This window comes from Vibrio sp. 704 (assembly GCF_033339295.1).
In genome coordinates, this window is the sequence record NZ_JAWOUH010000007.1 from 91,606 (window position 1) to 117,499 (window position 25,894).

Consider the following 25,894-nt stretch of genomic DNA (forward strand, 5'->3'; position numbering starts at 1 on the left):
TATTCTCACGCATAAAAAAACCTCTCAACATCGAGAGGTTTTTTGTATCACGTATTAGTTTCTAACCAAATGAGGTTAGTTGATCGCAGTACTCGCTCGGCGTTTTAGCTTAAAGCCCATATCCGTTGCATGCTCTACAGGCTCACCTTTAATGGCTTGCAGTAACTTGTCTGCAGCTTTCGTCCCCATGCGTTCGTAGTCGAATTCCGCACAGGTCAAACTTGGATAGGCGTGCTCACCCATGGAAGAACCTTCCAAACAGATAATCGCAATGTCGGTCGGGACTTTCAGCACTCGGCGGTGACACTCAAACAACGCGCCAATCGCAATCTCTTCATGGCTACATACCAAAGCATTCAAACTTGAATCGCGCAGCAATAGCTTTGCCAACCCTTCCGCACCCAATTGTGAAGATGGTGCTTCGTGCGTGGTTAAGAAATGATCCGGCGTAAGATAGTTCTCAATCATCGCGCTTTGCCAGCCGTGTAGCTTACGTTGCAAAGTGGAGTGATCGCCACGCGCACCAATGAAGCCCACGTTCTTGAAGCCTTGTTCAATCACATGCTTGGTACAGGCTTTACCCACCTCAAAATGGTCAACGCCGATATTGAGGTAACTGGCTTTCGAACTTAACTCAGCAATTTCCAATACTGGTGTGTTCGAGGCTTCCAAAAGTTGATTAGTACGTTGGCTGTGTTCATTTCCAAACAACACCACTCCGGCTGGGCGGCTCTCAAGAAATGTCGAAAGCAGTTTTTCTTCTTGTTCTACCGAGTAGTCGCTGTAACCAAGCAGCAACTGATAACCCACCTTGTTCAACGCTTGTTGAAAGCTCGGTAAGAAAAGCGCGCACGCTTTTTCAAACAGGGAAGGAATGATAAGAGCGATGGAGTAACTTTCAGCAGACGCCAAAGCCCCTGCCGCTTTATTCGGGATATAGCCGAGCTCATCAACCACTTGTTGAATCTTTTCTCTCAGCTTGTCAGATACCAGCTCGGGCGTTCGTAATGCTCTCGACACCGTCATGGTGCCTACGCCGGCTTTTTTAGCGACGTCCGCCAAGGTGACATTGCCAGTACTTCTTCGTTTGCGAGGTTCGCTCATTGTTCTTATTTAGTGTTCTCTATTTTCTGCCGCGACATCTTACCACAGCGTTTTAGTGGTTTTGATATTAGCGCATTAGAAGTCGATCACAAGCATATGAAACTCGGATGACTGATAAAAATGGTAGCGCTATCACAATTTATGATAGCGCTATCAGATAGCGCTACCATTTGTGATCATTCTCAGGTTTTTCTGACAAATTGATCGATAAAGTACCTATCAACAAAACAACAAACCGGAAAGATCCAATGCTACGTGAACTGATTACCTCTGATGTGATTCGCATCCATTCTGATGCTACTGACTGGAAAGATGCGGTGAGTAAATCCTGTGAAGCACTGATTGAAAATGGCGCGATTGAGCCAAGCTACGTGGACGCTATTTACCGCTCACACGAAGAGCTCGGTCCTTACTACGTGGTAGGTCCTGGTATGGCAATGCCACACGCTCGCCCTGAAGATGGCGTTAACCGTTTGTCTCTTGCAATCACGGTGATTCAAAACGGCGTGAACTTCGATTCTGAAGGTAACGACCCAGTGAAAATGCTGGTTACGCTAGCCGCGACAGACAGTAACTCGCACGTGGATGCGATTTCTAAACTGGCTGAGTTGTTTATGAATGAAGAGCATGTAGAAGCCATCTGCACCGCTCAAAACACACAAGATGTTCTCGCGATCATCGAAAAATACTAACTCCTGATGTGCCCTTAAAAAATGGGCATACACCCCTATAAAAAGAAAAGGTCTGAATTATGAAAATTATGGTTGTTTGCGGTCACGGTCTTGGTACTAGCCTAATGATGGAAATGAGCATCAAAGGCATCGTGAAAGAATTGAATGTAAACGCAGAAGTGGATCATATCGATCTAGGTTCTGCAAAAGGTACGGATTGTGACATCTTTATCGGTACTAACGACATCGTTGAACAGTTGAACGCACTTGGCGTTGAACCTCGCATCGTTGCGCTTGATAACATGGTCGACAAAGTGGCAATGAAAGAGCGTCTATCTGTAGCACTTCAAGAGCTTGGCGCTCTATAAGGTGGCGTTATGGAATTTTTCAGTTTCTTAATGAACGATGTCCTATCAGAGCCAGCGGTTCTGGTAGGTCTCATCGCCCTAATCGGCTTAATTGCCCAGAAAAAACCGGTCACCGAGTGCATTAAAGGCACGGTAAAAACCATTCTTGGTTTCATCGTGCTTGGCGCGGGTGCAGGTTTGGTTGTGACTTCACTGGGTGACTTTGCGACAATTTTCCAACACGCGTTCGGCATCACAGGCGTGGTTCCAAACAACGAAGCTATCGTCTCTATCGCGCAAGAAGCGTTTGGTAAAGAGATGGCGATGATCATGTTCTTCGGTATGTTAGTGAACATCTTGATCGCTCGCTTCACGCCATGGAAATTCATCTTCCTAACAGGTCACCACACGCTATTTATGTCGATGATGGTAGCGGCGATCCTTGCTTCTAGCGGCATGAAAGGTGTTCCACTGATCGCGCTTGGCTCTCTGGTTGTGGGCTCTGTGATGGTGTTCTTCCCTGCGATTGCTCACAAGTACATGAAGCAAGTAACAGGCTCTGACGACGTTGCGATTGGTCACTTCTCTACCCTTTCTTACGTACTAGCGGGCTTTATTGGCAGCAAGTTCGGTAACAAAGAACACTCTACTGAAGAGATGAACGTACCTAAGAGCTTGTTGTTCCTACGTGATACGCCAGTGGCAATCTCGTTCACCATGGGCATCATCTTTATGGTGACGTGTATCTTTGCTGGCGGTGATTTTGTACGCGAAGTTAGCGGTGGTAAGCACTGGTTCATGTTCGCACTGATGCAATCCATCACATTCGCCGGTGGTGTGTACGTTATCCTTCAAGGTGTACGTATGGTTATCGCAGAAATCGTTCCGGCGTTTAAAGGCATCTCAGACAAACTAGTACCAAACGCGAAACCTGCGCTTGATTGTCCGGTTGTATTCCCATACGCACCAAATGCGGTATTGGTTGGCTTCCTATCGAGCTTTGCGGCGGGTCTTTTGGGTATGTTCCTACTTTACGTGATGGGTCTTACTGTGATTATCCCTGGTGTTGTTCCACACTTCTTCGTGGGTGCTGCTGCAGGTGTATTTGGTAACGCTACAGGTGGTCGTCGCGGTGCAATCTTGGGTGCTTTTGCACAAGGTCTACTGATTACCTTCCTACCAGTATTCCTAATGCCGGTACTGGGTGACCTAGGTTTTGCTAACACAACCTTTAGTGACGCAGACTTCGGCGCTGTTGGTATCCTACTGGGTCTGATTGTTCGCTAAGTAGTTAGTCTGAATATGACTAGCTGATAACTGACTTGATTGATGCGCGAATAGGCTCATCGGCATCAATCCTCAAGAATCTCTAGTCATAGCAAACGACGAACTTTAGAAGAAAGCAATCGTAGAAAGAAAACAAACGCCCCTCACGTGAGGGGCGTTTTTCTTTTTGGCACTATCTTGAGGAGGTTTGGTTTATTGAAACGTACTTCCGTTAGATAGCAGCTTTCTTGTCGGCTCTTGCTCGGTGTATTCGACCGCATCGTGATCCGCGAGCTTATCGACTTCCGCCTGTTCACCCACCACAACCAACACGTGTTGTTTCACCAGAGCGTCGACCACTTCAATGTTGTGCTGACGAAGAAGCGCTCTCACTTCGCTCTCTTTCCCTTCATGATACTTAACAAAGTAACGTGCAGGTTGCTGCTCGGCTTGATCTTGGCGTTCATCCACGAGAGGAAATCCTTGATTGTTTGCCAAGCTGCTTGAGCTCAGTCCGATTGCCAATAGTGCGGTAGCGCCTACCGCAGACAAAGAAAGTAAGGTCAACTTCTTCATAGTCACTCCTTATTGAAAGGTCAGAGTCCAACTGTTGATGGTGCCTGTGTCTCTTCTGGCACTGTCCACCGCTTTTAGTTCCCATGTACCTTGCGATTCAAAACCAGAAAAATCCGCTTGGAACGTGTTTTTTATATCGTTAGCGCTGCCGCCAGTATTATTGTGAAGTACAACTTCTCCACCAGTCGGTGACGTTAAAGTCACTCGTAGATCACCGATGTAAGTGTGGCTAATATCAACGTCAATACTTACTGTGCCTGAATCACCAGAGCGATCGACTTCTACTGCACTGATTGCGCCAGAAGATTTATTATCTGGAATCGCAACAGGGCTGGTATTTGAGAAGCTAGAGTCCGAAGAGCTACCACCATCAGGTCCATTACAGCCAGCGTCCAAGAACAGCTTCGCCGCTTCAGCATTAACTAGGCCGTGGCCCGTACGGTTGTCTCGACCAGCAACATCAATATCTGTTGCAGTTTTCACTAGGGCATTACGTACTTGCGCTGCGGTACAGGTTGGGTGGTAACTCCACACCAAGCCAGCTACGCCCGTTACGTGCGGTGTCGCCATTGATGTACCATTGTAGTACTCGTAATCTTCACCAGAGGTTGTTGCAACAGTAATTTCCTGACCAACATACCCCAACAGCTCTTGACCAAATGCACGATCAACCGTTACCGAAACCATACGATAAGCGTTGTTTGTGTCTACCAAGAATGGGTTTTGTAAACCAGGTAGTTCAGAGTTGCTGTATACGATTGCAGCTCGCGCACCCGCATTGTAACAAGCCTGAACCGCATCCACTTCAGGGTAGTTTCCTGAAGACTGGTTGCCAATGCGCTCAGTCAAACAAATTTTGCCCGACATATCACCACAGTTAAAGTTACCGCCAGATACATCACAGCTATCTAGCGTTGCCGTTACTGAACCCGCGATTGGATCCGGAACATACGAAGAACCGTTATTGATCAAACGATTGTGAGGAACAATCCCACGATCAAACTGACTTACACCATTCAAGGTAATATCAGAAAGTTTACCTTCACCTACCGTAACCGTTGATAAGATCGCCACACCCGGGCCTGAGATCTCAACTTGATTAGTAGATTGTGAAAACGCCGCATGATCATTTTGATTATCAACAGCCGCAACAGACATCACTGAGTCATAAGAAGCTGGATAGCTGTGCGCTGTATTGCCATCATTACCCGCAGCGGCGATCAATAGAACGCCTTGATCGTAAATATTTTGCAGTGCATTTTGCTCAGTTCGGCTTGATTGACTACCACCAAGGCTCATGTTCACAACGTTAGCACCATTATCGGCACAGGTCTGGATTGCTTTAACAAGCCCAGATGAGTAACCCCAACCCGATTCGTTAAATACTTTCACGATGTGCAAATTAACATTCTGGTTTGGCATCACACCCTTTACACCTTCGGTGTTGGCAATCGCAGCAATCGTACCCGCGACGTGAGTACCGTGGGCATTGTTGTTACCCGGATCACTCCATGATCCCGTACCACTATCGTTAGTACCAGCAACGCGGTTACCGCTTAGGTCGTTGTGCGAAATGTCGTACCCTGAATCGATAATACATACAGTGCGATTACCCGCATTGAAGTCAGCTAGCAGTTGAGCATTAACCGCTTCATATCCCCATGGGGTCGTTTCGCTGAGCAAATAGCGAGGTGGATCGACTTCCACGTATTCCACATCACTACGATTGCGAAGCGGCTCTAAGTCATCGCCATCCAATTCAACGCTGTAAATGGCGCGATTGCCTAGTTTTTCCACCTTACGTGCCTTCACCTGTTCTAGAACAGACTCCTGCGCGATTCGTGGCCCCCAGAATGAGTTACCACCCATTGAAGAACGGCTGACTGCATCTTCTTTGAATTTGACGATGTACTTCGTCGGTAACTTAGATTCATCAAATCCCATTGGTGGAGCCGCAAACGCTGACATCGAAGTGGTCAGTGCTATTGCTACGGCAGACAACGAAAATAAGCCTTGTTTTTTACTTGTTGTGTAGTGCATTTGCCCTATTCCTTATTTGAGCTAATTTTTATTCACTATATTCTCATGAAAAGTCATCATCATGATGTTTGCATGAGAGCTTCAGCTATAGTTTACAGAGCAAAAATGCCAAACAATTTGTTTCATGAATATACAAATTTGTACAAAAGATCATTCAATAAACACTTTAAGTTAACATTAAAAATCACCAACAAAACCTTATAAAGCAATTACTTAATTAACAAAAAGTGAATGTTAAATTAATGTTAGTGAGTAATTATTCTAAATATCACCCATTTAATCGATTGCTATGCTGAATGGATTTTTTGACCGTGGTGCCAAAACTGAAATATTGAATATTTAGTTGTTGACTGTCTTGAGCATTTACTCAGAATTAGAAGGTTTAGTGAGAAAAATTCTCATCTAAATACTGTTATAGCCGAGCGTATTCACGCATTCGGAACAATAACCATTACAAGAAGAGTGAATGATGAAAAAAACAATCACACTATTAACTGCATTACTTCCGCTTGCCTCCGCCATTGCAGAGGAGCCAACTTTATCACCAGCAATGGTTTCTGCGGCTGAAGTGGTTAGCGCGCAAGAAAATCAAACTTATACGTACGTTCGATGCTGGTATCGTACGAGCCACTCTAAGGACGATGCGGCTACCGATTGGAAATGGGCAAAAAACCAAGATGGTAGTGACTTCACTATCGATGGTTATTGGTGGAGCTCTGTCTCATTTAAAAACATGTTCTACACCAATACCTCACAAAACGTAATTCGCCAGCGTTGTGAAGAAACACTAGATCTAGCGAACGAGAACGCAGACATTACATTTTTTGCTGCTGACAATCGTTATTCTTATAACCACACGATCTGGAGCAATGATGCTGCAATGCAACCAGATCAAATCAACAAGGTAGTGGCTTTGGGCGATAGCTTGTCTGATACAGGCAACATCTTTAACGCGTCCCAATGGCGCTTCCCTAACCCGAATAGCTGGTTCTTGGGTCACTTCTCAAACGGTTTTGTTTGGACGGAATACGTTGCTAAAGCCAAAAACTTACCGCTATACAACTGGGCAGTTGGTGGCGCAGCAGGTGAAAACCAATACATCGCGCTAACTGGTGTCGGCGAACAAGTTTCTTCTTACTTAACCTACACAAAGCTGGCGAAGAACTACAACCCTGCTAACACATTGTTTACGTTAGAGTTTGGTTTAAATGATTTCATGAACTACAACCGTAGCGTGCCGGAAGTAAAAGCGGATTACGCTGAAGCTCTGATTCGTTTAACAGACGCTGGCGCGAAGAACTTTATGTTGATGACACTGCCTGATGCAACCAAAGCACCACAGTTCAAATACTCAACACAGGAAGAAATTGAAACGATTCGTGCGAAAGTATTGAAGATGAACGAGTTCATCAAAGCACAAGCGATGTACTACAAAGCCCAAGGCTACAACATCGCATTGTTTGATACACACGCACTGTTTGAGAAGTTAACCTCGGCACCAGAAGAACACGGTTTCGTAAATGCAAGCGACCCTTGCTTAGACATCAACCGTTCATCCTCTGTTGACTACATGTACACTCACTCATTACGTTCTGAATGTGCAGCATCTGGCGCAGATAAGTTCGTGTTCTGGGATGTGACTCACCCAACCACAGCAACGCATCGTTATGTGGCTGAAAAAATGTTAGAAAGCAGCAATAACTTAGAAGAGTTTCGCTTTTAATAAGCCGTTGTTGTTCATTGCAAGTTAATTTGCATAAAAATGACCACGAAGCATCGTGGTCATTTTTTATCGATATCGAACCCCGATAACGGTTTTATTTGAGCTCGCTTAGTTCAAGCCGTTGATTTAGGGACGTTGACTTTGAGCTGCCTCATTCAGCTTTCTGTTTTTGGTACGTTACCGCGGAAGCTGTCCACCATAATAGAGATCAACGTCTTTAAGGTTACATCATCACTGCGGTATGAGTAGGCTCGTATACCCGTAAACTGAACCTGGAACAACTGAGCAAGAAGCAATGTATCCTGGGCTTCAATTTCGCCATTCTCGATTGCTCGCTCAAACAGCTTTGCAAGAAAAGATTCAAATTGGTTTGCTAAGCTGTTTGTTTGATTGCGCAGCGCATTAAAATCCTCAGCAAATTCACTTGCTGATTTGACTAACATGCACACTTCACTGGGATTGGAGTCTCGCTGATTGATAACCACATCAATCGCGAAAGCTTCTATTGCATCTAGAACCGTTGTGTTCTGAGCTAAATGCAACTCAAACAGGGCTTGTAAGTTCGCAACGTACATTTTTAGCGCTTCACAATATAGCCCCTCTTTTGACCCAAACGTCGCATAAATACTTCCAGGACGCAGATTAACGCTATCTTGTAAATCACGTGTAGATGTTGCATGAAAACCTTTCTTCCAGAATAGATCCGAGGCGGCTTTCACCACTTCATCACGTTGGAATTTCTTTGTATTCGCCATGAGCAATTATCAATTTTGAACATATGCTCAATTTTATATTGAGCGACCGCTCAAAATCAACTATCCTGTTCTTGCCTAATCCGCTCATATCCAATTACAGGAGATTTAAACATGGCAGAATTTAAACTGTATACCGCAGAAAACGCACCCGAAGGATCAAAGCACCTGATTGAAAATTCAGTCAAAGCGTTTGGCATGCTACCAAATCTTCATGCTGTTATGGCTGAAGCGCCAACCTTGCTTGAGGGTTATCAAGTTGTGCATGAGCTATTTCAACAAACATCATTTAACGCAGAAGAATTGACCGTCGTATGGCAAACCATCAACGTTGAACATGGTTGTCACTACTGCGTTCCTGCTCATAGTGCGATCGCGGCGTCAATGAAAGTGGATCAGGAGATTGTTGATGCTCTCGTCAACCAAACACCATTGGCAGACGAAAAACTTGAAACACTACGAGAGACAACGCTTCAAATGGTGCGTCAACGTGGTGTAGTGGAAGAGTCTCAGATAGAGAAATTCTTTGCGGCAGGTTACGGACAGCAGCAACTGCTTGAAATTGTTCTTGGTCTAGCGCAAAAAGTGATGAGTAACTACACCAATCACCTAGCTGACACCCCGGTTGATGCACCTTTCAAGAAGTTCGCCAAGTAACTTAAGCTTTTATTACTGGTCCCATTCATGGGACCAGTAATACCTTCAAAAAAGGCTTTGTTGCATGGCGCTTCGCTAGTGTGAGCTGACCCCTAATTACAACGGCGCGACGTCGGTTCCCCCTAAAGACTGGTAAAGCGTAACCTGAGTGAGAAACTGGTTGTAGCGGTTCTCCAACAAAGAAGCTTGCGCGTTTCTGGTGTCTTCTTGTGCATTCAAATAGTCCATGATCGACGTCGAACCATACTGATACCGCGCAGCATAAATGGACTCAGCGGCACTTGCGGCATCATATTGTTCTTGTAAACGCGCCGCCTGATACTTCAATTTCTCGCGTGCCGACAAGGCATTTTCGACATCTTGGAATGCGGCGTACAACACTTGGCGATAACTCACAATAGCCGATTGATAGTCTAAATCGGCAATGGCTTGGCTATTTTTCATCTCATTCCACTGCAAAAACGGCAACGTCATATCTGCACCTAAACTGCCGATCGGGTTGGAAAGCAGGTCTTTGAGCGCTTGTGACGATCCACCCAAAGCCCCAGTGAGCGTCAGCTTAGGCAAGTAGTCCAAATCTGCTGCGTCTTTATTTGCTAGCGCGGCTTTGACGTCATAAATCGCGGCTTTAATGTCGGGTCTGCGGATCAATAAATCAGACGGAGCACCAACACTCAACGATGGCATATCGCCTTCAGGCAGCATTTGGATGTTTGCACTGATGCTCTTCGGCGGTTGATTGAACAAAATCGCAAAGGCGTTGTTTGCCTCAAGTAAACTCTGTTCAAACTCACTTTGCTGCGCTTGTAAGCTTGCCAACGTACGTTTTGCTTCAAGCACATCTAACTGATCCACAGCGCCAAGTTGGTACTGTTTTTCAATCAATTGCAGCGTTTGAGCTGCGTCTGCCACATTACGTTGACTGAGGTTTAAGCGCTGTTTCAAATAACCGATTTGCCAATATAACGATGCCGTCGTTGCGACCAAACTTTGTGCGGTCGCCTCGCGATCTTGTTGACTTGCCATAGCCGTCCACTTGGCTTGGTCAACGTCTGCCGAGATTTTTCCCCACAAATCCAACTCGTAATTGACGGATAAGTTAGTGCTGTAGCTATCTGCCGATTCCCCGCTATCAAGAGATTTTTGAACTTGTCCTGATGTGGAAGAACTCAACGTAGGGAAAAGGTCATCTTGCGCTAAACCCAGCTGTAAACGCGCTTTCTTTAGCGTTAGCGTTGCCAGCGTCAAATCGTTGTTTTGAGCCAACACCTGAGTAATGTATTGATTAAGCGTTGGGTCGTTAAACGCCAACCACCAAGGATCCATACTGACATCACCCGCAACATGCATCTGTTGCCAATTTGCAGGCACTTGCACCTCAGGAGCTTGATAGTCGCTACGCATAAGCGAACCACAACCTGACAACCACACTGCAATTAAGGCAGCCGCGACCAATCGAGTTTTGAATTTCATTGTGTTACTCATTTTTAGTCTCTCGCTAGCGCTTCTATCGGATCGAGTTTGGCGGCATTGCGAGCGGGTAAAAAGCCGAAAGCGATGCCAATCAACGTTGAGCAAATAAACGCCCAGATGATCGAGTTCATTGAGTAAATCATTTGGAAGCTGCTGCCAGATGTACTGAATGCAAAACCAATCAAAAACGCCAAGCCAATACCAGCAATGCCACCACATAAACACACCAGTACCGCTTCAATCAAAAACTGACGCAAAATATCCGCTTGCCGCGCCCCCACTGCCATTCGCACACCGATCTCTTTCGTGCGCTCTGTCACCGACACCAACATAATGTTCATTACGCCAATTCCGCCGACAATTAGGGAGATCACCGCAATCGCTGAGATCAGTAACGTCATGGTTGCGGTGGTTTTCTCGATGCTCTGACGAATGGTGTCAGTGTTAATCGTGAAGAAATCTTCTGTACCGTGGCGCATTTTTAACAAGTTGATGATGCTCTGCTCTACCGCCGCACTTGGGGCGTTCTCATCAATCCGTACAGTAATGCCGTTGAGGTTGCGTTGTCCCATCATGCGTCCCGACATAGTGGTGTATGGCACCCAAATTTTCAGCGCGTCGCTGTTACCAAACGCGTCTTCTTTTTTCTGCGTGACACCCACAATACGCACTGGCAATGAACCAAGAAAAATCACTTCACCAATCGGATTTCTATCCGCAAACATTTCCTTTCTGGTGTTGTCATCAATCACTGCTTCTTGGGCGAGTGAGTTCACGCTCTCTTCATCCCAAAACTGACCTTTGGCAATCTCATAACCGCGCACACGGAAATAATCTTCCCCAACCCCTTCCACAGACGCGGTTGCATCCTGATTGGCGTAACGCACGGTTAAGCTGTTGGATAAAGACGGCGTGACACTGTCGACAAAAGGTAGACTCTCCAACGATTTAGCATCGTCGGCGGTTAGCGTTTTCACTCGTCCGGAGCGGCGGTCACCAAACCCTTTGCCCGGCCTGACATCAATGGTGTTTGTTCCCATGGATGAAATATTCGACAAAATTTGCTGTTGTGAACCATTACCTAGTGCCACCACGGAAACCACCGAGGCTATACCAATAATGATGCCGAGCATGGTCAAAAACGTGCGCATTCTGTGGCTAGACATCGCCAGCAGCGCCATTTTTAGCGCGTCAATAAAACTGTCCCACTTCCACCACTTACTGGCGGCTTGCGCTGGGCGATGAAAAGATGCGCTCGGTGTCTTTGCTGCTTGCTCATTGATTACAACTTGTGCATTTGGCGTATCTGCAATGATTTCACCATCTTTGATTTCAATGATGCGATCCGCAAAGTTCGCCACGTTCATATCATGAGTCACTAAGATGATAGTATGCCCAAGTTGATGCAACTCTTTAAGCAGTGCCATCATCTCTTGCCCACTGTGACTGTCTAATGCGCCAGTGGGCTCATCAGCGAGAATCACCTCACCACCGTTCATCAGTGCACGAGCAACACTCACGCGCTGTTGCTGGCCACCACTCAGTTGGCTGGGCTTGTGGGTCAAACGATCTTCCAGCCCCAAGCGAGCCAATAGTGACTGCGCTCGATCCGTTCTTTGACGATGAGGAACTCCCGCGTAAACCGCCGGTACTTCCACGTTTGCCACCGCGGTTAAATCCCCCAGCAGATGGTAACGCTGGAATATAAAGCCAAAATACTCGCGGCGCAGTTCCGCCAGTTGATCAGATTCCAACGTCGAGACATCTTGCCCATTAATGAAGTATCGACCGCTGGACGGTTTATCCAAGCAGCCGAGCACATTCATCAGCGTCGATTTACCTGAACCTGATGCTCCCACGATCGCGACCATTTCACCGCGTTTTATCTCTAAATTAATGTGGTTCAACACAGTAAGCGATTCGTCGCCAGAGACAAATCGTCGAGTTAAATCCTCAACTTTTAAAAGCACGTCACTCATCTTAGAACCTCATTGGAGGTCGACGACGATCACCTCGGCTTGATGATTCTCCATCCATAGCATTGCCAAGAACAACTTGGTCGCCCTCCTTCAAACCTGAGAGAATTTCTGCGTTCACTTTGTTGTTAATACCCGCTGTCACGGGCTTTTGCACCACTTGGCCCTGTTCAAGCACTGGCACGGTATAGTTGCCTTTGCCGCCAGATTTTTGCAGCACTTGTGAAGGGACAATCAAGGTATTTTCCGATTGCTCAAGGACAATCGAAACTTGCGCAGTCATGCCGATGCGCAAAATACCTTGCGGGTTCTTCACATCAAATACAGCGTTGTAGTAAATGGCGTCGCTATCTGAAATGCTCAAATCGCTGTCATCGCCATCCATGATGGTTGGCCCCGGCTCAATGGCGCGCAGTGTGCCTTTAAACTGCTGATTCGGTTTGCCTAAAATGGTGAACAGCGCCATTTGGCCTGGGTGAACAAAAATCACATCGGCTTCCGAAATTTCGGCTTTCACCGTCATCGTATCTAGCTTGGCTAACTCGATAATAGTTGGCGTGGTTTGATTGGCGTTTACGGTTTGTCCTTCTTCCACCGCGGTGTAGACCACCGTGCCATCCATCGGTGCGTTGATGGTGGTGTAACCGAGATCTAACTGCGCATTGTCGACGTTGATTTTGGCTTTCTCGATTTCGGCATCCAGTTGCGCTAACTCGGCTTTGTAGATGGCGAGCGTCGCTTCGGCATTCTCGTAATCAGCTCGTGAGCTCGCTTTCGCTGCCAACATGCCTTTTTGGCGCACGTATTCATAGTTTGCTTGTTTAATCTGCGCTTGCTTAGCCTGGTACTGAGCGTTGAGACTATTAAGAGACGCTTGGGCTTCTTTGAGGCTGTTTTGCTGAGTCAGGCTGTCAATCTGTGCAATCAAGTCCCCCTGTTTTATCTCATCCCCTAAGTTCACAGCGAGGCGTTGAATTTGCCCAGATACTTGCGCACCTACATTCACCAATTTGGACGCTTGCAACATGCCGTTAGCTAATACCGCCTTTTCGATATTGCCTTTGCGAACGACTTCTGTCGCGTAAGGAGAAATGGGTTCTGGACGTTGCAGATAATGATAACCACCAGCACCAATAGCAAGTAGGCCACACAAAACGAGCCATTTTTTATTGAGTTTCATAGCAGGAGTGAAGTAAATAATCGTTTTGATTTTATACTGCTATTTGTCTTAGCCGTACAGGGTACGAGACGTAAAGATAGGTAAATTAACGTCAAGATACTGTAGGAATAACATCACTAATGTGGAAAATCCGAGATATTATAGCTACTTCAAAACTTTATCATCCAATAAATATAACAAAGATCATTTTTAATATAGAAATTCAAGTTATAATTATTATAAACAAAACTTTTAAATACCAACAAACCAGTAAAATCTAAACTTATTCAATATGCCATCCATTTAGATTTCATTATGGTCATTTTGATGATTGAATTTAAAGAAGAGTTAAGTGGCAAGTTAAATAAAAAATACCCACATAACACAGGTAAGACCGAGAGGAGTGTGTCATGTGGGTTTAAAACGATAGTTCTCTTGCTGATTCGAACTACCAACGTTGGGATGCAATGGAAATACAAATGACTCAGAGTTTCCATCACGGACACTTTATCGCTGGATTTGCCTCTATTTGTTAGGGAACAGTCAGCACAATAAAAATAGAGAAGTAATACCGCAAAAATAAAAACAGAGGCTCAGAGTTTAATTTACACTTAAAATAATCACAATATTCACGACATGAACCATTAATAAATTCATCAATAAATATTTATTAATTTAAATCTATTTATTGTCAACATACTGTTAGTTTTACCCCTAAATGTACTGGTCAGATTTGTTTATTTTACTTCTTTTCGTTGCAATACAACCTCTAATTAATTCATGAGAAAAACATGCAGCGACAATTAACTCTTTCACCGATTTATTTATTAATCGGTTTAGCCTCATCGACGGCGTATGCCGGTGGTTTTCAAATTAACGAACATTCGGCGACGGGTCTTGGTCGTGCTTTTGCTGGTGATGCTGTTATTGGTGATAATGCGTCTGTAGTCAGCCGCAACGCCGCAGCGATGACGCTGTTTAAACAAAATGCCTTATCGTTCGGTGTCACTTACGTCAAACCTGACGTTACCGTTAAAAATGCGCAATATCATCGAGCTAACATTAATGCGGATGTCAATGTTGGTATGGGTGGTTTTCCTCCGTCCCCTCAAGTTGACATTACCCCGTCCTTCTCTCAAACCGTGACCGACATTGATGACGTCGATGGCGTTGGTCAACCAGCCGTTGTACCCAATTTTTACTTTATTCACCCTATCAACGACGACTGGTATCTAGGCTTATCGGCATACTCCAACTTCGGAACCGACATGGAGTTTAAACCAAACTATGGCGCACCTGTTTTTGGCGGTGTCACCAGCGTCGCGAGTGTCAACCTTGGCGCAAGCTTGGCATACAAGGTGAACGATCGTTTTAGTATCGGTGGTGGTATTGATGTGATTTACGGCTCTGGTGAGCTGTACCGCGATATGGACGTGGGTGTTTGCGTTGGTGGGAACATACTTGGAAACGAACTAGAACAACGCTGTGGATCCGTAAAAGGCAACGCACTTGATGTGGAAGCTGGCGGCATTGGGCTTGGCGCGAACATTGGCATGATGTACGAGTTTAACGAACGTCATCGCTTAGGTTTAAGCTACAAGCACAGCCCTAACATAGATGCCAAGGGCGACATCCACTTTGCTGGCGAATCGTACGACTCACTTGCTATGCCGCTACCGGATATTGCGGAGTTTTCCGGTTATCACCGCGTCTTACCTAAATTTGCCCTGCACTATTCTGTGCAGTGGATTGGTTGGTCAGCATTTGACAGCTTGAAAGCTGATGATCAGTTGCTAAAAGATTTTCAGTGGCAAGACTCCGCGCACTACTCCATCGGTGCGACTTGGTACGCCAATGAACGTTGGACACTACGCACGGGTTACATGTTCGACAAAACACCTGTCGATGAGCTGACTTCGCTTTCTATCCCAGATTCGAACCGTCACTGGTTATCTGCGGGCGCCTCTTACCAATGGTCATCAGATACCACGGTTGACATCGGCATGACGTACTTGATTGGTGAAGATGTCAACGTAGAAGAGTACGCGTATGAAGGTGTTCCTGCACCGATGGTGACGGGCGTGACCCATTCAAATGCGTTCCTAATTGGTGCCCAACTCAGCCACCGTTTCTAATTTGTCAGGCAGTGATCAAACCTCTAGGTCATTGCCTTGTAACAACGCTTATCAAGGCGACCGAACAGAGACATTATTATGAACAAAACACTACTTGCTTTTTCACTCTCACTTCTCACTCTAGGCGCGGCTCAGGCTTCAGAATGGGGCTATGGCAATGACAAACACGGGCCAGAGCACTGGGGAGAAATCGCCAAAGACTGCGCAACCACGAAAAACCAAAGCCCAATCAACATCGACAACCCAGCCGATGCAAAACTGGAAGCACTGAACCTTTCGTACACTGGTCAGGTCATTGGTTTAACCAACAATGGTCATACGCTGCAAGCGCAAGTGAACGGACGTAACAGCTTCACCATCGATGGCGAGACGTTCGAGCTGCAACAGTTCCATTTCCACACACCTTCAGAAAACCAAATCAAAGGCCGCCAATATCCACTTGAAGCGCACTTTGTGCACGCCAACGCAGACGGCGAGTTGGCGGTAATTTCGGTGATGTTTGATGCTGGCGATCAAAACGCAGCACTGTCTAAACTGATCAACGCAATCCCACAAGAGAATCAAACCACGTTCTTTAAAGATACGTTTGAGATTAACGACTTACTGCCAAAAACTGCAAACCACTATCGATTTAACGGCTCTTTAACCACACCGCCATGTTCAGAAGGTGTGCGCTGGTTTGTGCTTAAAGACACTCAAACCTTATCCAAAGATCAAGCCGCGAAACTGATGGAAGTCATGGGACAAAACAATCGTCCGCTACAACCGCTAAATGCGCGCGTTGTACTTTCTAACTAATCGCCACATCCGATAAGGGGCATCGTATTTGCCCCTTATTTTGATTCGCTCTAACCTCACTTCGTTACAGGCCCCCCCAATGAAAACTCCATCTGTTCTGTCACTCTTACTCGCACTCGCCCCGACATTCGCCTTCTCTCATAACCTTTCTGTCGGTCAAACCACCCCTTCCGTCAGCATTGATACCTATGGCGAAATGACGCTGCAAGGAGACGATGTGGCTTATCAACCTTGGGAAACTCAGCAGATGTTAGGCAAAGTCCATGTGATACAAGCCATTGCAGGTCGTAGTAAAGCCAAAGAGATGAACGCGCCGCTGATGTCAGCAATCACTGCCGCTCACTTTCCTGAAGATCAGTATCAGACCACAACCGTGATCAACCAAGAAGACGCCATTTGGGGAACCGGTACATTTGTTAAATCGTCGGCAGAGGACAGCAAAAAGACATTCTCTTGGTCTTCCATGGTGTTAGACAAAATGGCGTATTAGCAACAACTTGGGATCTGCAGCAAGAAAGTTCTGCGATTATCGTACAAAATAAACAAGGTGAAATTTTATTCGTGAAAGAAGGGGCTTTAACTCAAGACGAAGTCACACACGTCATCGAACTGATTAAACAGAATATCTAAACCTAAGGTAAGGAAAAGTTATGAAACTGTTCAACACCATCGCGCTCTGTCTTTTAGCGGCTTTAGCCTCTTTCCAATCGATTGCTGGAGACAACGATTGGGACAAGATTGCAGATAAAACCGTCAGTTTTAAATCGGAAACCGACACAGTCAATCCACTGTCACCATTTGCTAACGCTCGTTTTAGCCACATCAAAATCAAATGTACGCAAGGTACGGTCGATCTGAAAAGCGTTAAAGTAATCATGAAAGATGGTCAGGAAAAGACGTTCGACAGTTTAGGTGTTCTGACTAAAGGCATGTCATCAAGAAGCTTAAGCCTACCAACAAAAGATAACGCGAAGTTAGACAAAATCGAGTTGAACTATGAATCGGTTGGCAGCACTGCGCTGCAAGTCGCGGGGGTGACTAAAAAAGCGCAAGTGGAAATCTTAGGTAAGAAAATCGACGAGTAAGCGATGGCTCAACGAGCTCACCCAAACTAAAAACAGCGGCACTAGGCCACTGTTTTCATTAAAAAATCGTCATGGATAACTAAATGAATTTCTTCAGCTTCGCCAAACCATAAGCAGCGATGGTGACACAATCTTTGATCGTACCGTCGATCATCATCTGTTCGAACTCCTCAACAGAAAAAGCGCGAGTGATCAAATCCTCTTCTTCACTGTCGAGTTGATTGCCCACGTCCGTTAAATCACTGGCGAAGTAGACGTGACATGTCTGATTCAAAAAGCCGTATGCGATAAACTGCGCGCCGACATACGCCATGGCGCTCGCCTGCATGCCCGTTTCTTCACGCAGCTCGCCTTTGGCAAGCTCAAGATGATCCGCATCTGGGTTTGATTCCCACGCCCCTTGTGGGATCTCCCAACAACGTTGACCTACGGTGTAACGGTACTGCTGAACCAAGTGAATCATCCCGTTATCGATAGCCAGAATCGCAGCACAATCAGGTTTGTCGACCACACCATAGATGCTCTCTGCGCCGCTCGGACGTAAAATTTTGTCCTCACGCACCGTCATCCACTTGTTCTGGTAAACGACTTTGCTGTCTAGCTGTTTGATATCTGACATGATTATTCCTTGATTTTTCTGAGGGTTACTGCGGAATAATACCCGATTCGGTTACGCCACCAAAATGTTCTTTAGTTCACTCAAAGACTCAACGGTGTAATTTGGTGCGATACGCTCATCGACGCTTGCGCCTGTGGTATTTAACCAGCAAGTTTCAATACCAAAATTATTACCACCCAGAATATCGGAATGCAGGTTGTCACCCACCATCAGTACGCGCGTTTTGCATGGGTTGCCCATTTGCTGCATCGCGTATTCAAAAATACCTAAGTCCGGTTTTGCTACGCCCACTTGTTCAGAGATCACCACTTTATCGAAGTACTCAGTCATCCCTGTGCGCTCAAGGCGAATTGCTTGCAACTCTGTAAAACCGTTGGTGATGATGCCCATTTTGGCTTTGCCTTGCAGCGCTTCCATCAGCTCTTTTGCACCTGGCAACAAGCTGCAAATATCGGCCATTGCTTCTAAAAATGCGCTGTTGAGATCTGCTGTTGTGGTATTCAGCTTCTCAGCCCACTCGGTAAAACGCTTATGTTTTAGCTCATCTGCCGTTACTTTGCCGTCTTGGTAATCCACCCAAAGCGGTTTGTTTACGGTTTGGTAATGAGCAAAATCTTGTTCAGTAAAATCTACGCCTTTGCGAGAAAACATAAGCTGCAAACCTTTGAAAGCATCAAAGTGGAATAAGGTTTCGTCAGCGTCAAACAGGATCCAATCGTACTTCATTTTCTTCTTCCCAAAATCAAGGTCGTAATACTGGTGCATAGTCTAGATTGTTTTCTTCTTGAAGATAATCTCTATAATTGGAAATTAATTGTATCCTTGTGCTCAACAATAAATGCTTCACGATAATAGGAGATTGATGTGAACGCGATTGCCTCCCTGCCCGTTTTTGTTGCTGTTGTCGAATGCGGCAGCTTTTCCCTTGCGGCCAAACAGCTGAATCTGACGAAATCGGCGATCAGCAAACGCATCAACCAACTAGAAGACGATTTGGGCATTCGTCTCCTTAACCGAACCACGCGTAAGCTGAGCCTGACCGAAGCGGGAGAACGCTATTTTGAGTACGCCTCTCAAGCGCTCAACCTAGCCCAACAAGGCGTGGACGCGGTATCGGAGCTGCAAGGCTCTCCACAAGGTCGGCTCAAAATTACCGTGCCGATGTCTTTCGGTGTGCTGCATATCGCGCCTTTGATCAGCGAGTTTCTCGCTCGTTACCCGAAAATTGAAGTGGATTTAAACCTCGAAGACAAAATGGTCGATTTGGTTAAAGACGGTTTTGATTTGGGGATCCGTATTGGCGAACTCACCTCTTCCAATCTAATTGCAAAACGTCTCGCCCCTTGTAAAAGTGTGCTTTGTGCCTCACCAGATTACTTAGCGGAGTTTGGAACACCACAAAAACCAAGTGATTTAGTCGGTCACAACTGCCTGCGCTACTCCTATTTCCGTGGCGGCGTCGAATGGATGTTCATCAACAACGGCAGCGAATACAAGGTACTTCCAAAAGGAAACTTTATCGTCAATAACAGCGAAGCCATTCGCCAGTTGCTGTTAAGAGGTTCGGGCATTGCGCAACTGCCAACGTTTATTGCAGGAAGAGACTTTGCCGCAGGAAATCTAAAACCGGTGATGGAAGAGTATTCTCTACCAGAACACGCCATTTATGCGGTGTTCCCTGAGCGCAAGCACATGCCGTTGAAAGTAAGAGCCTTTATCGATTTTATCAGCGAAAAACTCGGCACAGATTTACCTTACTGGGATCGTTACAACAGCCCAGAAAAATAACCATATTGATGATAAGTGAGTGAGATTTCACTACTGACATGTTCTGACATTCCATCCGCGTAACCTTATTTGGAACTCAACAGGCAATCCGCCAAAACCAATAAGGAATCACAATATGGAAACCGTTATCGAAACTGTGCAATTTCGTCTAACCACAGGCACAACAGAGCAAGACGTGATCGCCGCTGCCAAACAGTCACAAACGTTTGTGAAGAATCTGCCGGGCTTTTTGTATCGCTCACTCAGTCACGAAGCGACGGACGATGTGTGGACAGACATCATTTACTGGCGTTCAATGGACGATGCAAAACAGGCGGGAAAACAGATTAAGCAAGCCGCTGAATTTCAGCCTCTGTTATCAATGATTGACTGCGAAAGCTTCGAGCTTAAACATCACAACTTAAAAATGTGCAGTGAGCTAGAGAAGTAATCAGCCACACTACCACTAACAACCAGTAGGTCTAGATAAGGAACATCATGAGCAAATCAGAACGACTGTTTGAGCTACTGACGCTTCTGCGCGCAAAGCGTTACGCCGTGACAGCGAAAGAGCTCGCAGAAAGAATGGAAGTTAGCGAACGTACGATTTATCGCGATATTCAGTCGTTGCTCAGTTCTGGTGTTCCGATTCAAGGTGAAGCAGGTGTCGGCTACCTGTTGCAAGCTGGCTCTCATCTGCCGCCTTTGATGTTCTCAGAAAAAGAGATGATGGCGCTTGAACTGGGTATGCGGATGGTTCGAGCCTGGTCGGATGTTGAACTCGCCGAAGCGTCTCACTCTGCGTCCACCAAAATACTTTCGGTATTGCCCGATAAGCTCAAACAACAAGTGGAAGATTGTCCGCTGATTGTGCCCGATTATCACACCCAATCCGAGACTGCCAAACGAGGGCAGCTTCTGCGCCACGCGATTGATCATCAGTTTAAGGTCAGTTTGGATTACCAAGATGAAAGCGGACAGGTGACCGAGAGAAAAATCCAACCGTTAGGCCAGTTCTTTTGGGGCAAAGTCTGGACGCTGGTCGCCTGGTGCGAATTGCGCGATGACTACCGCCAGTTCCGCCTCGACCGTATCCAAGCACTTCGTATGCACGATGAAGAGTTTGAGAGTGTGGAAACCAAATCTCTCAAACATTATATTGCGCAGTATGAATCGAAAGATTGAGTGTTCTTCATCCTTCCATCAAAAGGATTCTAAATTGCTCTGCTCAATGCTCGATATTTGGAAAGGCACATTTGGTTAAACTAATGTTTCATTTTTAACAGATGCGCAACCAACCTAAGATCGTTAACTTAAGTAGCACGTCAACCACACCGGAGCGTGAAGCTATGAAAGTACTGATTCAATACACCCAAGCAGGGAAATATCGAGATCAAGCGTGGGAGTCTTTAACTCTTCGATCTAAAGGTGATATGCAGGCCGTTACCCCTTCTTATGCTGCCCAACTTATCGAACAAAGCAAAGCGACACTTGTGATGACAGAAGACAGACAGATCATCTTTCACTCCTAAATTCCATCAATCCTATGACGAAAAAGGCCTGCATTGCTGCAGGCCTTTGTATGAGTGAATTAAGAGTTATTTACTGGAAACTCACTGCAGTTGGTAGGCGATCAAGCATCTTGTAGTAATCACCAGCCACAGCGCCGATATCACCACGCAAATACGCTTGAATCATATTGAGATCTTTCAGCCAAAGTTCTTTGTCAGCATCTGAAGACGCCATGTACCCTGCGTACACATTGTCGACCGCGAACATCATGTCTTCGGCGTGATCGTTGTAAATCAAAAGCATCGCATCTGTGTAAGCTTCGAACGCTTTCAGCTCATCGTGCGCTTTACCACCTTTATAGCTCAATGTGCCTGAAGTTGCATCGATGACCAAATCACCCGAAGTCACATTCGCTGTCGTAAAGTTGATGAAAGACTGGCTAAACGACAGCACACCTGCCGCAATATCCGCATCAATGGTTCGCTTCATTGCGTTGACCATTGGCGCATCCAGCAGCAATACAGGATCGTGGAACGCTGGGACAATCGCTGTTCGGAATGGCCCCCAAGCACTATCGATGCTCTCTGCGACCTTGTTTAGTGTTGCAGGCTCATAGCTATCTAGGTAAGTTTTTAGATCGTAACCTTTGGACGTCACCAGTTGATTTGCGTAGTCGTAAGCCAGCTTGTTTGCTTTTGTTGCCACAAACTTCTCGCCGTCGATAACAAACTCAACCTTGTCACCCGCGATAATACCGTAGCGGTCTTGTTGCTTCGTAAACGTATCAAACTGAGATTGACCACGAGTCTTCACTGTGTAGTCGTAAGACTTCATTTGGCGCACACCCATTCTCAAGATGACATCGCCAACACGTCCGCGGCCTTCTGCACCAATATCAAGGAATCTTGCAATACCACGAGGCATTGGTGGTAGGGACTCCATTTGCTCAGTGATGTGTAGGTTCACGGTAACACCTTTTAGATTGGTGTATTCCTTACCGTCTTTACCCACCAATTTAACTGGCGTATTTAACGCATCATTTGCCACGACGTTGCCCATGATGTCTTCGTATTCAGCTTGCACCCCAGGGATATCAAGCAGCGATGCAAAGCTCACCTCATCGGTAAAACGGTTCGAGAATCGACGTGCTAAGAAGTGGCTCGCAAGCGCTTTGTCTGGCCAGTTACCCAACACAGACACCGCATTTGACCAAGGGTAATCCGGGTCAAAGCTACCAATTGAGTTTAGGAAGCGTCCATTCGCAGTTTCCGCAACAGCTATATAGCCCTCATCTGAATCTTCGATAAAGCGTGCTGCCAAATCATCAAAACAGCTGGCTGTTGAAAGATCGTAATCAGCCGGAATTTGGTGTGAGTTGTTGTCTAACAGTTGACCAAAAGAAATCACTTTTTGGTTGCCTGCCGCATTTTCTATCACACATTGATGCTCTGGTGTGCGCAAGATATCAAGGAAGAACGCCGCGGATTTTTTCGCCCCATTCGCGTAATCACAGAACCATGAGTTATCGGCTTTGCCTTCGCTACAGTATTGAGGGTTTGAAGCAATGCGCAATAAGAAATCACCCGGCTTATCCGTTGACGAAGTGTAACCCAGATTGGTGTACAGGTTATCGATGCGCTCAAGATCTTCCATCTTGTCACGGATAGCGCTCATTTCCATATAACGACGCACTAAGTAACCAGGATAATCGGACGAGAATAATCCCGTCGTCCCATATAACTCCAAGTTGCGTCGATCATAGCTATCGAGATAGTTCTGCCACTCGTAAGAAACAATTTCTTCTAGGTTTGTACCTTCGTCAAAACGGTTACAGTCGCTGTTTAGAGAAACGTTCCCATCGGTACAGAAATCGTAAGACTTACGCTCAATTTCATTCACTTTATCTAGGTAGTAAAGTGCGCCATAACGAGTTTTCGCATTCAGTTCTGGATCATCAGACAACGCGGCGGTATCGAATCGGCTGAAGTCACAGTTGTAGAGTGATTTGCCTTTCTCGTTCCCCGTTAGTGCCTTCACTTCAGAACACACCATCAGCGATGTGTTGTCTGGATTGTTGCCAAACTTGTATGCAAAGCTTTGTTGGTAGGCTTGCTGATCAGCGAGGTAACGAGCGTATGCCGCTTTGTCTTCATCGCTCGCACTGTCTGCCGGTTTCGCAATAGGCGCAGGAGCTGAACCTGAAGAACCTTGAATCGTCTCGACTTTACGACCGTAACCAAACTTAAACGCCGCAATATCGTACAGACCCCAAGTTGGCGTTTCATCCAACATGCTTGGTGCGTAGTCCATTGTCGAACTGTAAGCAGGAATGTTGTTCAAACCAAGTTGATGCGCTTGCTCGAGCGTGTAGTAGTTCGCTTTGTCATTTGAGCCTTTAAAGTTATGGCGCAGACCCATGTTATGACCAAGCTCGTGAACAAGCGTATTGCTGTAAGTCGCAACCGTAATCGCATCTGCTGCTTTCACTTGCAACTCTTTTGGCAGGTATTTCCAACGCTTAAGCTGACGCGATACTTCGTGACCGGCGTCATCGAGTTTGATCTCAAAGTAACGCTCGTCATCCAACTTCAAGTTGTCCAACATGGCCTTGTTGGTTGAAGAAACCCACGACGCTTCGATTGGATAGACGTTGTTCTCTGCCCAGAAAGACAAACGGTTCTCTTCAGCTTCAACCACCTTTTCAAACTCCATGTCATCATTGAAGTTTTTCATTAGCTGAGTTGGGCTCTTCGTCGCTGCTTTTCCAGAAACGATGTCTTCTTTTGAAACGAGCGGCGCATGAATGTTTTCATCCGATTTCAGGCTCGCCATCGCCGCCATTGTAGAAAGCGCTTCAATTCTATCCGCGACTTCTGTTTTCACAGATTCGCTGCTGGTTGGCAATGGTTCTAAGCCATCTAAGTCCAGTTGATTACGATTATAGAAACGTGCCAAGTTATCCCAATAGAAAGGCACACCCGTTCTTGCAACACCTGCGTATTGGTTCACGTGGCCTTTGATGATTTCCCCCGTCATCGGGTTAGAAACCGACGGGCCATAGCCAAGCAGACCATTCGCTAAAGGCTCGTCAATCAGGTTAATCACGTTGTAACGCAGATCACCTGGGTGAATACCAGCCGCTTTGGTTTTGTTCACAATCTCGATTTCAGGCTTGCCTGCATCCGCCCCAAATACATTCAGAGCTTGGTTCATCTTTTCGATCGATTGCAGCGTTGCATCCAAGAACAACTTGTTCTTCTCTTCAAAAAAGTTATCGCTCAAGTAGTATTTGATAGAGCCTTGATCTGGGTTGAAACGATTGAGGTAAACCACATCACGGTCGTATTTATTCGTGACTGGGTTAAGCTTTTTCGTCGACGTGGTGAAGAAACCAATGTCGTTCTCATCACCCACTGGGTACAAGATCGGTTGGTAACCTTCGGTTGCCACTTCACTTTCGTGCACTAACGAATAGTAGAACCGAGATTTAAACGCGCCATCCACAAGCGCTTCATCCAAGCTCGCTTTCGTTGCAAAGTTGATGTAGTCGGAAATATTATCTAAATCGATACGGAACGTGCGCTCTAGTTCGAAATTGAGAAGACCGTTTTTAGGGTCAAAGTCCCACGAGATCAATCGTGGTGCGCCAATTTCATCAATGCCCTCAGTAATGCCATACAGATCTTCCATATTGAATTCTGCAATTTCGAGATCTTCAGGACGAGGAGTGAAGTGGGTTTTCTTCTTGTAGTTTAGGCTTGCGTCTTCGTTGGTTTCTTCTTTGTTGGTGCAATCACCATGCGCGTCTTCTTGACAGCGATACGCCGCAAAGTCACCCGGAATCGTCAGCACTTGCGCGAAGTTAACGCCGTCGTCGTCTGCGACAAATTTCTCTTCACCGCAGTAGTTATTAGCATCTTTGCTTAGATGCGCGTCTGGGTAGTTTTTATCGTAACTGCGAACTTCCAGACCTTCTTTGGTAAAACAAAGCTCAACGTAACGAGGTGAACCTTGCAAGAATGGGAATTGGTTCAGAGCAAAGCGTGGCGCGGCACCAGTCGTCGGAACGTAAAACCAACGACCGTCTTTAAGATCTTTTACTGCGACTTCTTTTGCATCTCTTTCGACATAGTCATACGCCTGATCATCTGCGCCACAGCCTGCAAGTGCGGCCGTTATTGCTGACACCAGAGTCAATTTTTTAAACATTATTTGGATATCCTTAATTGTTGTT

Annotated in this window: 22 protein-coding genes and 1 pseudogene; 13 read left to right on the top strand and 10 right to left on the bottom strand. The window is 46.0% G+C overall.

Annotated features, from left to right (window positions below; translation table 11 throughout):
• Nucleotides 1–75: 75 nt before the first annotated feature.
• On the bottom strand, nucleotides 76–1,104 hold the full coding sequence (locus R7R24_RS12340) for a LacI family DNA-binding transcriptional regulator (protein WP_191115951.1): 1,029 nt from the start codon (nucleotides 1,102–1,104) through the stop codon (nucleotides 76–78).
• A gap of 248 nt (nucleotides 1,105–1,352) precedes the next feature.
• On the opposite strand from R7R24_RS12340, the gene R7R24_RS12345 reads away from it, so the two are divergent.
• The 3 genes from R7R24_RS12345 to R7R24_RS12355 are packed head-to-tail and all read left to right on the top strand — an operon-like array spanning nucleotide 1,353 to nucleotide 3,409.
• Nucleotides 1,353–1,796 carry a PTS sugar transporter subunit IIA gene (locus R7R24_RS12345; protein WP_005384357.1) on the top strand — a complete coding sequence of 148 codons (444 nt, stop codon included), beginning with the start codon at nucleotides 1,353–1,355 and terminating at the stop codon, nucleotides 1,794–1,796.
• A 59-nt stretch (nucleotides 1,797–1,855) separates the two neighbouring features.
• Nucleotides 1,856–2,143, top strand: coding sequence for a PTS sugar transporter subunit IIB (locus tag R7R24_RS12350; RefSeq protein ID WP_005374080.1), 288 nt, complete (start codon nucleotides 1,856–1,858; stop codon nucleotides 2,141–2,143).
• Nucleotides 2,144–2,152: 9 nt separating this feature from the next.
• Nucleotides 2,153–3,409 carry a PTS ascorbate transporter subunit IIC gene (locus tag R7R24_RS12355; RefSeq protein ID WP_005384349.1) on the top strand — a complete coding sequence of 419 codons (1,257 nt, stop codon included), beginning with the start codon at nucleotides 2,153–2,155 and terminating at the stop codon, nucleotides 3,407–3,409.
• 192 nt (nucleotides 3,410–3,601) lie between these two features.
• On the opposite strand, the gene R7R24_RS12360 is transcribed toward R7R24_RS12355, so the two are convergent.
• Together R7R24_RS12360 and R7R24_RS12365 are read right to left on the bottom strand one after the other, a co-directional pair.
• On the bottom strand, nucleotides 3,602–3,964 hold the full coding sequence (locus R7R24_RS12360) for an ATPase (protein WP_038895857.1): 363 nt from the start codon (nucleotides 3,962–3,964) through the stop codon (nucleotides 3,602–3,604).
• A gap of 9 nt (nucleotides 3,965–3,973) precedes the next feature.
• Nucleotides 3,974–6,004, bottom strand: a complete 2,031-nt coding sequence (locus R7R24_RS12365) for a S8 family serine peptidase (protein WP_025768035.1) — start codon at nucleotides 6,002–6,004, stop codon at nucleotides 3,974–3,976.
• A gap of 466 nt (nucleotides 6,005–6,470) precedes the next feature.
• Between R7R24_RS12365 and R7R24_RS12370 the strand changes: the two genes are divergently transcribed.
• A complete protein-coding gene (locus tag R7R24_RS12370; protein WP_017819748.1) occupies nucleotides 6,471–7,727 on the top strand; it encodes a type 2 secretion system lipase in 1,257 nt (418 codons plus the stop codon).
• Between the two features lie 155 nt (nucleotides 7,728–7,882).
• Here R7R24_RS12370 and R7R24_RS12375 read toward each other — a convergent pair whose 3' ends face one another.
• Complete coding sequence (locus tag R7R24_RS12375; RefSeq protein WP_005374096.1) at nucleotides 7,883–8,482, bottom strand: TetR/AcrR family transcriptional regulator; 600 nt, start codon at nucleotides 8,480–8,482, stop codon at nucleotides 7,883–7,885.
• Nucleotides 8,483–8,593: 111 nt separating this feature from the next.
• On the opposite strand from R7R24_RS12375, the gene R7R24_RS12380 reads away from it, so the two are divergent.
• Nucleotides 8,594–9,136: a carboxymuconolactone decarboxylase family protein gene (locus tag R7R24_RS12380; RefSeq protein WP_005374097.1), complete on the top strand. Its 543-nt coding sequence runs from the start codon at nucleotides 8,594–8,596 to the stop codon at nucleotides 9,134–9,136.
• Nucleotides 9,137–9,232: 96 nt separating this feature from the next.
• Here the strand turns inward: R7R24_RS12380 and R7R24_RS12385 are convergent, their stop codons facing one another.
• The 3 genes from R7R24_RS12385 to R7R24_RS12395 are packed head-to-tail and all read right to left on the bottom strand — an operon-like array spanning nucleotide 9,233 to nucleotide 13,765.
• On the bottom strand, nucleotides 9,233–10,609 hold the full coding sequence (locus R7R24_RS12385; RefSeq protein WP_170893068.1) for an efflux transporter outer membrane subunit: 1,377 nt from the start codon (nucleotides 10,607–10,609) through the stop codon (nucleotides 9,233–9,235).
• 14 nt (nucleotides 10,610–10,623) lie between these two features.
• Nucleotides 10,624–12,588 carry a MacB family efflux pump subunit gene (locus tag R7R24_RS12390; RefSeq protein ID WP_170893067.1) on the bottom strand — a complete coding sequence of 655 codons (1,965 nt, stop codon included), beginning with the start codon at nucleotides 12,586–12,588 and terminating at the stop codon, nucleotides 10,624–10,626.
• Between the two features lies 1 nt (nucleotide 12,589).
• Nucleotides 12,590–13,765, bottom strand: coding sequence for an efflux RND transporter periplasmic adaptor subunit (locus R7R24_RS12395; protein ID WP_170893066.1), 1,176 nt, complete (start codon nucleotides 13,763–13,765; stop codon nucleotides 12,590–12,592).
• Nucleotides 13,766–14,535: 770 nt separating this feature from the next.
• Here R7R24_RS12395 and R7R24_RS12400 point away from each other — a divergent pair.
• The 4 genes and pseudogenes from R7R24_RS12400 (at nucleotide 14,536) to R7R24_RS12415 (ending at nucleotide 17,762) form a co-directional block, all read left to right on the top strand.
• Nucleotides 14,536–15,879: an OmpP1/FadL family transporter gene (locus tag R7R24_RS12400; RefSeq protein ID WP_005497916.1), complete on the top strand. Its 1,344-nt coding sequence runs from the start codon at nucleotides 14,536–14,538 to the stop codon at nucleotides 15,877–15,879.
• A gap of 78 nt (nucleotides 15,880–15,957) precedes the next feature.
• Nucleotides 15,958–16,677 (top strand): carbonic anhydrase, encoded by a 720-nt coding sequence (locus R7R24_RS12405; protein ID WP_025768040.1) that lies wholly within the window; start codon nucleotides 15,958–15,960, stop codon nucleotides 16,675–16,677.
• Between the two features lie 79 nt (nucleotides 16,678–16,756).
• A pseudogene (locus tag R7R24_RS12410) lies at nucleotides 16,757–17,307 on the top strand (YtfJ family protein).
• Nucleotides 17,308–17,327: 20 nt separating this feature from the next.
• Nucleotides 17,328–17,762 carry a hypothetical protein gene (locus R7R24_RS12415; RefSeq protein ID WP_191115953.1) on the top strand — a complete coding sequence of 145 codons (435 nt, stop codon included), beginning with the start codon at nucleotides 17,328–17,330 and terminating at the stop codon, nucleotides 17,760–17,762.
• Nucleotides 17,763–17,841: 79 nt separating this feature from the next.
• On the opposite strand, the gene R7R24_RS12420 is transcribed toward R7R24_RS12415, so the two are convergent.
• Together R7R24_RS12420 and yjjG are read right to left on the bottom strand one after the other, a co-directional pair.
• Nucleotides 17,842–18,381 (bottom strand): NUDIX hydrolase, encoded by a 540-nt coding sequence (locus tag R7R24_RS12420; RefSeq protein ID WP_318119500.1) that lies wholly within the window; start codon nucleotides 18,379–18,381, stop codon nucleotides 17,842–17,844.
• A gap of 51 nt (nucleotides 18,382–18,432) precedes the next feature.
• Entirely contained in the window at nucleotides 18,433–19,107 is a 675-nt protein-coding gene (yjjG, locus tag R7R24_RS12425) for a pyrimidine 5'-nucleotidase (protein WP_005374109.1), read from the bottom strand.
• A 138-nt stretch (nucleotides 19,108–19,245) separates the two neighbouring features.
• Here yjjG and R7R24_RS12430 point away from each other — a divergent pair, with 138 nt between their 5' ends.
• The 4 genes from R7R24_RS12430 (at nucleotide 19,246) to R7R24_RS12445 (ending at nucleotide 21,680) form a co-directional block, all read left to right on the top strand.
• Entirely contained in the window at nucleotides 19,246–20,169 is a 924-nt protein-coding gene (locus R7R24_RS12430; protein ID WP_053307145.1) for a LysR family transcriptional regulator, read from the top strand.
• Between the two features lie 115 nt (nucleotides 20,170–20,284).
• The gene (locus R7R24_RS12435; protein ID WP_147690787.1) at nucleotides 20,285–20,599 is read left to right on the top strand and encodes a hypothetical protein; all 315 of its coding nucleotides are present in this window, start codon (nucleotides 20,285–20,287) and stop codon (nucleotides 20,597–20,599) included.
• Between the two features lie 47 nt (nucleotides 20,600–20,646).
• A complete protein-coding gene (locus R7R24_RS12440) occupies nucleotides 20,647–21,333 on the top strand; it encodes a helix-turn-helix transcriptional regulator (protein ID WP_191115954.1) in 687 nt (228 codons plus the stop codon).
• Between the two features lie 164 nt (nucleotides 21,334–21,497).
• Nucleotides 21,498–21,680 carry a hypothetical protein gene (locus R7R24_RS12445; protein WP_042523437.1) on the top strand — a complete coding sequence of 61 codons (183 nt, stop codon included), beginning with the start codon at nucleotides 21,498–21,500 and terminating at the stop codon, nucleotides 21,678–21,680.
• A 70-nt stretch (nucleotides 21,681–21,750) separates the two neighbouring features.
• Here the strand turns inward: R7R24_RS12445 and R7R24_RS12450 are convergent, their stop codons facing one another.
• Nucleotides 21,751–25,869 (bottom strand): M66 family metalloprotease, encoded by a 4,119-nt coding sequence (locus R7R24_RS12450; protein WP_206946933.1) that lies wholly within the window; start codon nucleotides 25,867–25,869, stop codon nucleotides 21,751–21,753.
• Nucleotides 25,870–25,894: the final 25 nt, after the last annotated feature.